This is a genomic window from Neorhizobium sp. NCHU2750, assembly GCF_003597675.1.
Classification (GTDB): Bacteria; Pseudomonadota; Alphaproteobacteria; order Rhizobiales; family Rhizobiaceae; genus Neorhizobium.
Genome location: NZ_CP030828.1, coordinates 548,598 through 560,958 on the forward strand (window position 1 = coordinate 548,598; position 12,361 = coordinate 560,958).

Consider the following 12,361-nt stretch of genomic DNA (forward strand, 5'->3'; position numbering starts at 1 on the left):
GAAAGTGACCAACATGCCAAAAAGTGGTGCGCGCATCGGGATCGACGTCGGCGGTACTTTTACCGACTTCGTGCTGTCCAACCCGAATGACGGCAGCCTGACCTATTACAAGGAGCCGTCGACCCCGGACGAGCCGTCGCGGGCACTGATCGAAGGCCTGCAGAGCCTGCTGAAGAAGGCTGGCATGACGTCTGCCGATGTCGGAACGCTGATGCATGGCACCACGATCGGCCTCAACGCGATCATCCAGCGCAAGGGTGCCACGATCGCGCTCGTCGTCAGCAAGGGCTATCGCGATATTCTCGAAATCGCCCGCAGCCGCATGCCGTCCTCCTTCGATTTCCATGCCAGCAAGGAAGAGCCGCTGGTGCCGCGCCTGCGCATCGTCGAGATCGATGCCCGCCTTTCGGCACATGGCGAAGTGACGAAGGTTGCCGATGATGCCGAACTCGATCGCGTTGCCGCGGAATTGAAGGCACTCGGCGTCGATGCCGCAGCCCTCGTCCTCATCAATGGCTACACGACGCCTTCGGTTGAAATCGGCATGGCGAAAAAGCTCTCGGAAAAAGCTGACGGCCTGTCGATCACCTCTGCCGCCGCTATCTGGCCGGAAATCCGCGAATATGAGCGCACCCTGGTTGCCTGCCTCAACGCATATATCCAGCCGCTGATGCAGCGCTATTTCGCCGGCCTGAAAAAGGGTCTGGAGCGCGATGGCGTCGTTGCCCCGATCCTCGTCACGGCCTCCAATGGCGGTTCGCTCAGCCTTGTCTCGGCTGATGAACGTCCGGTCGAAACCATTCTCTCCGGCCCGGCTTCCGGTGTCATGGCTGCCGCCCGTCTGGCGGAAGCAGCCGATGTCAAATCGATCATCACCTTCGACATGGGCGGCACCTCGTCAGATATCGCTGTTGCCCAGGCCGGTTCCGCCGAGCTCGCGACTCGCACCGATATCGGCGGCCTGCCGCTTGTGCTCCCGGTCGTCGATGTTTCGGCCATCGGTGCCGGTGGCGGCTCGATCGTCTGGGTCGATGCTCACGGTCTGTTGAAGGTCGGCCCGCAAAGCGCTGGCGCCATGCCGGGTCCAGTATCCTATGGTCGCGGTGGAACCCAGCCGGCCGTTACCGACTGCTATCTGGCGCTCGGCTATATCGATCCGACCGGTTTCCTCGGTGGTCGGATGAAACTCGATATCGACGCGGCGAAAAAGGCTCTTGCCGACGTCGGCGAGCGGATCGGCCTCGCTGGCGAGGACGGTGCTGCCCTTGCTGCCGAAGGCGCGCTGGCCGTCACCACGGCGGGCATGGCGACCGAACTCTACAAGACGCTCGCCTCGCGTGGCCTCGACCCGGCCTCCTTCGCGCTCGTGCCCTTTGGCGGCGCAGGCCCGACCCACGCCAATCTGCTGGCTGAGGAAGCCGGCATCGGCCGCGTCGTCATCCCGCCGGCTGCCGGCACCTTCTGTGCGCTCGGGGCTGCTGCCGCCGACCTGCGCCGCGATTTCGTTCGCAGCTTGCGCCGGGCCGTCGATGACGAGAGTGCTGCCCTGATGCTCGACGTGATGAAGGAGTTGGAAGACGAGGGATCCGCCTGGCTCGACCGCGAAGGCAATGCCGGCCAGACCCGTCGCTTCGAGCGTGGGGCAGACATGCGCTACGCTGGTCAGGCCTACGAGTTGCGCGTCAAGCTCGATGAGAACGCACGAGACTCAGCCTCGATCTGCGAAGCATTTCACCTCGAACACGAGCGCATCTACGGTTTTCGCGATACGCAGACCGAGGTCGAACTCGGCACCGTGCGTCTCGCCGTCGTCGGTGTCACCGAAAATATCACCCAGCCCGAAATCGCCCCCGGCAGCGGCAAGCCGTCGCCCAAAGGTGAACGGCCGCTTTTCCGTAAAGGCAAATGGCTCTCCGCCGGCGTCTACGATCGCAGCGCGCTCGGTGCCGGCGACCGGATCACCGGCCCGGCGATCATCGAACAGGACGATACGACGACGGTTCTTCTTCCCGGCTGGTCGGCGCGCGCTGACGCCCTTGGAAACCTCCATCTCGAAAGACATGCGCAATGAAGCTTGATCCCGTCACGCTCGCCATTCTCGGCAACAAGCTCGCCGCCGTCAGCGAGGAAATGTGCCTGACGCTGCAGCGCACCGGCCGCACACTCTATGTCAAGGAAACGGCCGATTTCGCTTGCGCGCTGGCAGGCCTCGATGGCCGGTTCTTCGCCTATCCGCGCTCGATTGGCGTTTCAGGCTTCGTCGGTCTGGAATGTGCGCCCTCGATCGCAGCCGTCGGTCCGCTGGAGCCCGGCGACGTGATCCTCACCAACGATCCTTATCGCTCGGAAGGTCTCGCCACCCACTTGCCCGACCTGCACATGATCGAGCCCTATTTCCATGAGGGCAAGATCATCGCCTATGGCTGGTGCTTCGTGCATTGCTCGGATGTCGGCGGACGCGTGCCGTCCAGCATCTCGCCTGTCAATACTGAGATCTTCCAGGAAGGCCTGCGCATCCCGCCGGTCAAGCTGATGAAGAAGGGGGAGATGAACCCCGATGTGGCGCTGTTTCTCAATGCCAACAGCCGCACGCCAGATGCGAATATGGGTGATATCCGCGCCATGCTGGCGGCACTTGCCGCTGGCCGCCGCCGACTGGAGCAGACGATCGGCCAGCACGGTGCCGAAACTGTCGCTACCGCGGCCGTCGATCTCGTGGCCTATTCGGCCGAAAAGGCCCGTACGGTCCTGAAGAGGGTGCCGTCGGGCACCTATAGCTTCTCCGATTATCTCGACGACGATGCGGCGACCCGTCTGCCGGTGCGCATCGCGCTTTCGGCCACCTTCGAGAATGGTGAGGTGCATCTCGATTTCACCGGCACCGACCCGCAGGTCGCGACCGCGATGAACATTCCCTCGCGCGGCCGTCCGCATGCCTGGCTGACGCTGCGCGTTCTGGCGCTTGTCAACACGCTTGACCCGACGACTCCGCTCAATGTCGGCATGCTGGCGCCGGTGAAGATCACGGCGCCCGAAGGCAGCCTCGTCAACCCGCAGGAACCGGCAGCCGTCGGCGTGCGTCATGCGGCCGCGATCCGCGTCAACGACGTCTTGAACGGCGCCTTCGGCAAGGCTTTGCCGGATGTCATGCCGGCAGCTTCCTCCGGCACCGTCATTCCCGTCGTCATGGCGGAACCGGATGGCCACGGCGGCCGGCGCGTGCAGGTCATCGAGCCGATGATCGGCGGCACCGGTGCCCGCAAGCGCCGTGATGGCATCGATGGTCGCGACAGCGGCATCTCCAATCTTGCCAACAATCCGGTCGAGACGGTCGAGGCCGAACTCGGCATCGAAATCACCTCCTACGCGCTTCGCCCGAATTCCGGCGGCGCCGGTCAATGGCGTGGCGGCTGTGGCATGGAGTTGACGTTCCGCGTGCTGACGGATGACTCGAACGTGCTTGGCCGAGGTCTCGAACGCCTTCTGTTCCGCCCCTGGGGCTCCAATGGCGGCAAGCCCGGCATGCCGGGCCAGCTTATCGTCAATCGTGGAACAACGGGCGAGCGGCATCTCGGTAAGATCGATGTGCTGACCGTGAACGCCGGCGATACCGTGACCTTCCTGACGCCCGGCGCCGGCGGCTGGGGCGATCCCGCCAAACGTGATCCTCAAGCGGTACTGAGCGATGTCGTCAATGGCTTCGTGACCGCCGATGCTGCAGCCACCGAATACGGCGTGGCGATCGTCGAAGGTGCCGTGGATGCCGCCGCGACCGAAAATTTGCGCAAGAGCGTTACCTCCAGCACGTCAGCCAACGCGCAGGGTGCCGAACGCGAGCGTTGGGACGAGGCCTTCCCGGCAAGCGTCATGGACAGGCTGAACCGCGGGCTGGTGGCGCTTCCGGGTGCCGTTCGTCAGCGCCGTCGCCGCGAGATATTCGATGCCGTGCTTTCTGAATTGCCGGAGGGCTTCCCGCGGGTCGCAGCCGATAAAACGGCCGTGGACGCTGCCCGTCAAAAACTTGAGGCTGCCGCCGGCAGCTTCTGATCCCGCATGAACCTGAATTCCTGATGCCACCTCGTTCCAGCTTTGGAGAACTGCGATGACGACAATCAAGAGAAGACACTTCCTCGGTGGCAGCGCCGCAGTCGGCGCCGGCCTGATGGCGGGAGGCCTGCCGCGCCTCGCCAATGCCCAGTCGAAGGAAATCACCGTGACCGCCTTTGGCGGCGTCTGGGAAGAGGCGATCCGCAGCTGCTTCGTCGCGCCCTTCGAGGCCAAGACCAAGGCCAAGGCCAATGTCTCGCTTGGCGGCCCGCCGCAATGGCTGGCGCAGGTCGAAGCCAATCAGGCCAAGCCTCCCGTCGACGTGCTGATCATGACGCCTGACCTTGCCCTGACCGCTGCCAAGGCCGACCTCGTCGATACCATTTCCGTCGACAAGGTCCCGAACCTTGCCAAGATCCCGCAGCAGTTGACCGACAGCGTCATGGGCAAGGGCACGCTGTTCGATTATGGCGTCGGCGGTATCACTTTCCACAAGGAACGCGTCAAGAACCCGCCGAAATCGTTTGCCGAATTCGTCGACCGCGTCTCGTCCGGCGATCTTATCGCTTCCGTGCCGTCCATCTCCTATGCCGTTACCCCGATCATGCTGATCTGGGCCATGGCCAAGGCACTTGGCGGCGGTGTGGAGAATATCGATCCCTTCTTCAAGGCAATGGACAAGATGAAGAAGAACCTCGTGTTCTGGGCCGGCCCGAACGACTTCTTCAACCACCTGTCTTCCGGCGAAGCCGATTGCGGTATCTATTTCGATGGCCGCACCTGGAACCACTATGACAGCGGCGCCACCTGGATCGACTTCATCAACCCCGAAGAAGGCGGCTCGCTCAACGGCGTTGCCGTGCAGAAGCCGAAGAATGCCGATCCGCTCGCCTGGGATTACATCAACGAAATCCTCGACGCGCAGAACCAGACCAAGTTCGCCGACATCATGAACTACGGCGTCACCAATACCGACGTCGTCTACAGCGAAAAGCTAAAGCCGCGCATCACGCCCTGGCAAAAGACCGCATTCCCGCCCTATGAGCAGATCGCTCAGGTGCGCAATGAATGGGTCGATCGCTGGAACCGGGATATCGGTCGCTAAGATGAAGATGGGCTGCCTCTTTCGGGCAGCTCGATCGTAGTGGAGACAAGACCCCTCCCAACCCTCCCCACAAGGGGGAGGGCTTAACCCGGTCGGTTCGCCGAGGCTCAATTTGGGCAGGCGGTTGCCCCAGGTTTTCTCCCCCCTTGTGGGGGAGATGGCCGGCAGGCCAGAGGGGGACTTTTAAGACACACATGATCGCCCTGCTCCGTGGGGCGATGGACCTTTCCCGCGACGGAAGCATTCGATGAGCGATACGAACCTGCAACAGACATTGCCAACCCGACGGATGCGGCGGCTGACGCCGCATCTCATGGCGCTGCCTGCCGTGCTGTTTCTCGTCGTCTTCTTTGTCCTGCCGCTTTTCGACAACGGCATGCGCAGCGTGATCGCCGATGACGGCGGTTTCACCCTGTCGCGCTACGTCTCGCTGCTCACCGACGGCTTCTATCTCGGCATCATCGCCCAGACCGTGTTGCTGTCCGCCGGCGTCACGCTGATCTCGATCCTGATCGGCTATCCGGTCGCCTATTTTCTCGTCCGCAAGGCCGGACGATGGGCTGGCCTGATCATCTTCCTGCTGATCGCACCGCTTCTGACATCGATCATTATGCGCACATTCGGCTGGCAGGTGCTTTTCGCCCGCCGCGGCCTCGTCAACAACCTGCTGGTCGATCAGCTCGGTATCATCTCGTCGCCGCTGAGGCTCACCAATTCACCGGAAATTTCGATTGCAGCGCTCGTCCACGTGTTGGTGCCGTTCATGGTGCTGTCGATTGCAACAGTGCTTCAAGGCATCGACACGCGGCTGGAGGAATCGGCTAAGATCCTCGGCGCCAACCGGCTGCGGACCTTCTTCGAGGTGACCCTGCCGCTGTCACTGGATGGTATTGGTACCGGTGCCATTCTCGTCTTCATGATCGCCAATGGCAGCTTCGTCACGTTGGTCCTGCTCGGCGGCGGGCTGCAGACGCTGCCCCTGATGATCTATCAGCAATTCAACACGACGCGCGATTTCGGCATGGCCAGCGCGATGAGCACCATCCTTCTGGTCATCGCCGTCGCCTGCCTGTTCCTGCAACTGCGCCTCGTGCGCCGCAAGGGGGCCTGAGCGATGAAGCGCGACTGGATCAATATCGGCCTCGCCGCCTTCGTCGTCCTCTTCTTCGTCTTCATGCTGGCGCCGATCCTGATCGTCGTCGTCGTGTCGTTCACCTCGGCCGGCTATGTATCTTTCCCCATTCCCGGCTGGTCGATGAAGTGGTTCGCCCATATCTTCGAATATCAGCCGTTCATCGATGCGCTGATCGTCAGTTTCGAAATCGCCATCGGCGCAACGCTTCTTTCCTGCGTGATCGGCGTTCCCGCGGCGATCTATCTGGCGCGCTCGCGCAGCGCCTGGGCAGGCGCGGTGATGACCTTCCTTCTCTCATCGCTGTCCATGCCGATGATCGTTATCGGTTTCGCTTCGCTGTTCTTCCTGTCCTGGCTCGGTGTCGGCATTTCGTTTTCGGCGCTGCTGATCACTCACACGGTCGTATGCCTGCCCTACATCGTGCGCACCGTTGCAGGTGTTTATGCCGGCCTGCCGCGTGCCTATGAGGAGGCGGCCGCTATTCTCGGCGCCAATCCGCTCTTGACCTTCTGGCATGTGACGCTGCCGCTGATCCGGCCGGGCATTATGGCGGGGTCGCTGTTCTCCTTCCTCACCTCCTTCGACAACCTGCCGATCAGCTATTTCTTCGGCAGTGCCGATACCAACACGCTGCCGGTCGTCATGCTGAGCTATATGGAAAACCAGTTCGATCCGACGATCGCGGCACTCAGCACGCTTCAGTTGCTGCTGGCCGTTGTCGCCCTGATTATCGTCGATCGCGTCTACGGGATCGAAAAGATGACGGTAGCCGGATGACAGATGCCGTTGCCTGTCAGCGCCACGCCCCTTCTTGCCCTGTGAAAGTTGAACATGACAGATTTGATTGAGACCCTCGTTGGCGACGGCGCGGATGACCGTCTTGCAAAGCTGCTGGCACGGCGTGCCGATCTGATGGCGCTGACCGAGGCGAGCCGCAAGGCGGTATTGACGCCGGCCGAGCCGGGAGGACTGTCCCATGCGCTGCGCGCTTTGATTGCCGTTCGCGCATCCGAGCGCCTCGGCGATATGCGGATGAAGGATCATTACTACGAGCACTTCACCCAGGCTGAGGATTTCTACGATCTGGTTGGTCTCGTCGAACCGGACACGCGCTCCGATGACCCATGGCTGCAGGCCATTCTTGACCACGCCGACATGCTGACATGCCGCCCCCGGACAGCGACTCGTGGCGATATCGAGAGGCTTTACGCGGCCGGCGTCAGCGATGCCGACATCGTCCGCCTGGCGGAGCTTGCCGCCTTTCTTGGATATCAGGCTCGCCTCGTTGCCGGCCTGCGGCTGATGGAGATTGCCCGATGAGCGAAGCCGTTCACGACTATACGACCGAGGTGCTGGACTGGCGTCCCTTCGTCAAGCCGATCGATCTCGATACGGCAACGCCTGAGCAACTGGAGGCGCTGAAGATCACGCCGGCCAACAAGAAGGTCTCCGACTACGTCCTGACATTGGCGCACGATCCGGAATCCCTGTTGCATCGATCGCCGCTGTTCAACGGCATCATGTATGGCAAGGATGGCTTGGATCGTGGCGGGCGGGAACTCGGTGCGATCGGCTCATCGATCGTCAATCGCTGCATTTATTGCATCGCCGTCCACGCGCGACATTTCAATCAGGCGACCAGGACGACCGAGATCGTTAAAGAAATTTTTGCCCATGAAACGGCTGCGACATTGCCGCCACGCGAACAGGCAATCTTCGATTTCTCGGTCAAGCTGTCTGCGTTTCCACCGGCCGCAACGGATGAGGACATGCAGCGCCTGAAAGCTGTTGGCCTCGATGATACGGAGATCCTCGATCTCATCCTGTCGACGGCGATCTTCGGCTGGGCGAACCGGCTGATGCACACGCTTGGCGAGCCTTTCCGGCCAGACGCACAGGCTTGATATCCGGCACAATCTAAACGCGGCGATCGGGATTTTGATAAAGAGCCCAAGCGCCCGCCTATCGAGATGGCCAATTATTGAAATGGTCCGGCGAGCCGGGAATGGCGGCTCGTTGTCGTGCAGTCCGCTCGTTCGGTGCGGGGAGGCATGCCTTTCTTGGCATCCCGCAATTTCAGGTGGATGACAGCTGTTTAGTCGCGCTCGATCAATATGTTCCGGTGAATATATTGCTAGCCAAGCGTGCAATATCGATATATCCCGTGCGATATCTTGAACATCAGGGGGTATACAAAATGCAGGTTGATCGTCGTTGGCGGAATAGAGCCGCTGCCATTGCCGCCGGCGCGCTTCTCGCGGTTGCAGCGTCTATGGCGCCCGCTGTCGCACAGGACAAGGTCACCGTCTTTGCCGCTGCGAGCATGAAGAATGCACTCGATGCAGCCAACAAGGCCTGGACGACGGAGGCATCGAAGGACGTGACCGTGTCCTATGCCGCGAGCGGGGCTCTCGCCAAGCAGATCGAAAGCGGTGCACCGGCCGATGTGTTCATCTCTGCCGATCTCGACTGGATGAAATATCTTTCCGACAAGAAGCTGGTCAAGGAAGACAACAAGTCCAACTGGCTGGGCAACAGCATCGTTCTCGTCGCTCCGAAGGACAATGCAAAGCCTGTCGAGATCAAGGACGGTTTCGATCTGGCGGCCCTGCTCAAGGGCGGCAAGCTTGCCATGGGCGAGCCCAAGTCGGTGCCGGCCGGTAAATATGGTCAGGCAGCGCTCGAGAAGCTCGGGAGCTGGGCAGGCGTCGAGAAGAATGTTGCATTCGCCGAAAGCGTTCGTGCAGCACTCGCGCTCGTGTCTCGCGGAGAAGCACCTTACGGCATCGTCTATGCCACTGATGCCGTTGCCGATCCGGGTGTCGTCGTTGTCGGGACCTTCCCCGAAAGCAGCCATCCGCCGATCATCTATCCGATCGCCATCCTGTCGGACTCCAAGTCGGCTGATGCCAACGCCTATCTCGACTACCTGAAGTCCGCCAAGGCTGCTCCCTTCTTCGAGAAGGAAGGCTTTACGGTCCTGAAGTAAGGTTTTTCGGACTACGCTTCTGCTCTTATCCGGCAGCACGCATGCCATGTTCGGTCTGCGTGCTGTTTTGTTTCAGCGGCGTATCGTGATTGCAACGCGCGAGAAAAGCATTATTAGGCAGCATTAGGGTGGGGTGAGTTTTGGACTGGCTGGTGTTAAGTGACGAGGAGTGGACTGCGATCCGGCTCAGCCTCTGGGTTTCGGGCGTCGCCATGATCGTCAGCCTGCCCTTTGGCATCCTGACGGCCTATCTGCTTGCGCGCGGCCGGTTTTGGGGCAAGTCCATCCTCAACGGTATCGTTCACCTGCCGCTGATCCTGCCGCCAGTGGTCACTGGCTTCATTCTGCTCATCGTTTTCGGTCGACGTGGCGTCGTCGGCTCCTTTCTCAACGAATATCTCGGCATCGTGTTTTCCTTCCGCTGGACCGGGGCGGCGCTCGCCTGTGGCGTGATGGGCTTTCCTCTGATGGTCAGATCCATTCGGCTCTCGATCGAATCAGTTGACCGAAAGTTGGAAGAGGCCGCCGGGACACTGGGGGCCAGCGCCGCCTGGGTATTTCTGACCGTTACCTTGCCATTGATCCTGCCGGGGATAATCGCCGGAATGATCCTCTGCTTCGCCAAGGCAATGGGTGAGTTCGGCGCAACCATCACCTTCGTTTCCAACATTCCCGGCGAGACGCAGACGCTTTCCGCCGCCATCTACACCTTCACGCAGGTGCCGGGCGGTGATCTCGGTGCCATGCGCCTGACGCTGGTGGCGATCGTGATCTCCTTCGCAGCCCTACTCGCCTCTGAATTGCTGGCACATCTGGTCGGCAAGAGAGTGAGTGCTGAATGACGATTTTTGTCGAAGTAAAACAGAAGCTTGGCGCGTTTTCTCTCGATGCAGCTTTCAGTTCACAAGGAGGGGTGACAGCGATTTTCGGCAGGTCCGGCTCCGGCAAGACCTCGATGATCCGCATCATCGCGGGCCTAGCAAGACCCGATCACGGGCGCCTCGTCATCGATGACACTGTATTGGTCGATACCGAAAAGCGCATCTTCGTGCCGCGGCACCGCCGTCGCTTTGGCTATGTTTTCCAGGAGGGGCGTCTTTTTCCGCATCTCTCGGTGCGCCAGAACCTAGGCTATGGACGCTGGTTTGCACCGAGGAGTGAAGCCTCGGCGGACTTCGATCGGGTCATCGACATGCTTGGCATCGGCGCCTTGCTGGACAGACGCCCGGCCGGTCTGTCCGGCGGTGAGAAGCAGAGGGTCGCCATCGGCCGCGCACTTCTGTCTGCGCCGCGCCTGCTGTTGATGGATGAGCCGCTTGCGGCGCTCGATGAAGCCCGCAAGGCGGAGATATTGCCCTATCTGCAGCGGTTGAGGGACGAAACCGCCACCCCGATCGTCTATGTCAGCCACTCGGTGGCGGAAGTTGCCCAGCTTGCCGACAGGGTGGTGATGATGAAAGACGGTCGGGTGGAGGCGACCGGCACGACTTCCGAAATACTGACCCTGCCTTCCGCTGATCGGCGTGAGGCTGGTGCTGTTCTTTCCGGCGTGGTGCGCGACGTCGACCCTGTTCATAATCTTGTGACCATCGGCCTGTCTGCGGCAGAGATTATCCTTCCCAATGCCAGGGTGAGGGAAGGGGCTGCTGTTCGTATCCATATCCCAGAGCGGGACGTCATGGTGGCGATTATCCGGCCGGAAGGGCTGAGTGCCCTCAATATCCTCGAAGGTGTAGTTTCAGCCATCGAACCGGATGTCGATGGCATGGTGCGGGTTCGCATCAGGTCCGGCGCGGACGTTGTGCTTGCGCGCATCACGGTGTTGTCACAGGAACGCCTTGGGCTCGAAATCGGCAAGCCGGCCTTCGCTGTCATCAAGACGGTTGCGCTCGAGCGGTAGAAAAGCTGGAGATCTTCGGCCTAAAGGATTGACCGACAAAGGATGGCGGTCAATCTATAGCTGAAATATCGCTTCGGTTGGGGAGGTCGGCGCGTATTCATGGGAATGGAAGGCAAGAGAAGAAGCCGTGTCACGTTGCTGGATGTGGCCCGGCACGCGGGCATTTCCCGCGCGACCGCGTCGCTGGTGATCCGCAAAAGCCCGCTTGTGGGTGCCGAGACGCGCGCACGGGTCGAAGCATCGATGCACGAACTCGGCTATGTCTATAACCTGGGCGCCGCGCGTCTCAGGGCAGATCGAAGCCTCACCATCGGCGTCGTCATTCCCAATCTGACCAATCCTTTTTTCATCCAGTTACTGGCCGGCATCGAGACGGTGATCGATTCTGCCGGCATGGTGGTCCTTCTCGTCAATAGCAATGACGTCCTGCCGCGGCAGGAAGCATTACTGACCCGAATGCGTGAACAGGGGGTCGACGGTATCATCCTTTGCCCAGCCGCGGGCACGGATCCGGATCTCGTCACCCGAATGGCAGAATGGAACATGCCGGTCGTCCAGGTGCTGAGGCATGTTTCGGACGAATGCGATTACGCCGGTGTCGATTATGCTCTCGGCATGCGTCAGGCGGTTGACCATCTCGCCGAACTTGGCCACCGGGATATTGCATTTGCCGTGCACGGGCCTGTCCATTCCGCCTATCAGGAACGGGTGGATGGTTTTCGGCAGGCGATGGAGGCGCACGGATTCGCCTCGGACAGGATCACGCGCGTACCGCATCAGATATCCGCGATCGCCCGTTCCGCCGAGCTTTTTTCGTCTGGTCTTGCCAAGCCCAGCGCCGTCGTGTGCTTCAACGATGTGGTGGCGCTTGGCCTGTCGGCCGGGCTTTACGACCTCGGCCTTCGCATCGGTCAGGACTTCTCGTTGGTCGGGTTCGATGATGTGGCCGACGCCGAGGCCATGCGGCCGCGCCTGACATCTGTTGCGACGTTTCCGGAGGCGATCGGCGAGGGGGCGGCAGGTCTTCTGCTTGATCGCCTGACCAATCCCGACCTGGAACCTCGCAGACTTGTGAAGGCAGCGCAGCTTCATATCCGTCAGTCCTGTACGGCATATGTGTAAACCGGCATATTTTAACAATCGGACAGCTTGACCTTGTCTGACAACCGATTTAGATCGATCTAA

The 12,361-nt window shown here is 61.0% G+C and carries 11 protein-coding genes; all 11 read left to right on the plus strand.

The features are described 5' to 3' along the window. The first annotated feature begins 13 nt into the window (after positions 1-13). The 11 genes from NCHU2750_RS23205 to NCHU2750_RS23255 all read left to right on the plus strand — a co-directional run bounded on the left by NCHU2750_RS23205 (position 14) and on the right by NCHU2750_RS23255 (position 12,298). Complete coding sequence (locus tag NCHU2750_RS23205) at positions 14-2,071, plus strand: hydantoinase/oxoprolinase family protein (RefSeq protein WP_119944351.1); 2,058 nt, start codon at positions 14-16, stop codon at positions 2,069-2,071. Next, positions 2,068-4,047, plus strand: a complete 1,980-nt coding sequence (locus NCHU2750_RS23210) for a hydantoinase B/oxoprolinase family protein (protein ID WP_119944113.1) — start codon at positions 2,068-2,070, stop codon at positions 4,045-4,047. The genes NCHU2750_RS23205 and NCHU2750_RS23210 overlap by 4 nt, the downstream gene beginning before the upstream one ends. Positions 4,048-4,102: 55 nt before the next feature. After that, positions 4,103-5,152 (plus strand): substrate-binding domain-containing protein, encoded by a 1,050-nt coding sequence (locus NCHU2750_RS23215; protein WP_119944114.1) that lies wholly within the window; start codon positions 4,103-4,105, stop codon positions 5,150-5,152. A 247-nt stretch (positions 5,153-5,399) separates the two neighbouring features. Then, positions 5,400-6,263: an ABC transporter permease gene (locus tag NCHU2750_RS23220; protein WP_119944115.1), complete on the plus strand. Its 864-nt coding sequence runs from the start codon at positions 5,400-5,402 to the stop codon at positions 6,261-6,263. 3 nt (positions 6,264-6,266) lie between these two features. After that, the gene (locus tag NCHU2750_RS23225; protein ID WP_119944116.1) at positions 6,267-7,064 is read left to right on the plus strand and encodes an ABC transporter permease; all 798 of its coding nucleotides are present in this window, start codon (positions 6,267-6,269) and stop codon (positions 7,062-7,064) included. A 54-nt stretch (positions 7,065-7,118) separates the two neighbouring features. Continuing rightward, positions 7,119-7,607 carry a CMD domain-containing protein gene (locus NCHU2750_RS23230; RefSeq protein ID WP_119944117.1) on the plus strand — a complete coding sequence of 163 codons (489 nt, stop codon included), beginning with the start codon at positions 7,119-7,121 and terminating at the stop codon, positions 7,605-7,607. Next, on the plus strand, positions 7,604-8,191 hold the full coding sequence (locus NCHU2750_RS23235) for a peroxidase-related enzyme (RefSeq protein ID WP_119944118.1): 588 nt from the start codon (positions 7,604-7,606) through the stop codon (positions 8,189-8,191). Before NCHU2750_RS23230 ends, NCHU2750_RS23235 begins: the two co-directional genes overlap by 4 nt. Positions 8,192-8,484: 293 nt before the next feature. Then, complete coding sequence (gene modA / locus NCHU2750_RS23240; protein ID WP_119944119.1) at positions 8,485-9,276, plus strand: molybdate ABC transporter substrate-binding protein; 792 nt, start codon at positions 8,485-8,487, stop codon at positions 9,274-9,276. Positions 9,277-9,416: 140 nt separating this feature from the next. Further along, the gene (gene modB, locus NCHU2750_RS23245; RefSeq protein WP_119944120.1) at positions 9,417-10,118 is read left to right on the plus strand and encodes a molybdate ABC transporter permease subunit; all 702 of its coding nucleotides are present in this window, start codon (positions 9,417-9,419) and stop codon (positions 10,116-10,118) included. After that, positions 10,115-11,176, plus strand: coding sequence for a molybdenum ABC transporter ATP-binding protein (modC, locus tag NCHU2750_RS23250; RefSeq protein WP_119944121.1), 1,062 nt, complete (start codon positions 10,115-10,117; stop codon positions 11,174-11,176). Before modB ends, modC begins: the two co-directional genes overlap by 4 nt. A 99-nt stretch (positions 11,177-11,275) precedes the next feature. After that, positions 11,276-12,298, plus strand: a complete 1,023-nt coding sequence (locus tag NCHU2750_RS23255; protein ID WP_119944122.1) for a LacI family DNA-binding transcriptional regulator — start codon at positions 11,276-11,278, stop codon at positions 12,296-12,298. Positions 12,299-12,361: the final 63 nt, after the last annotated feature.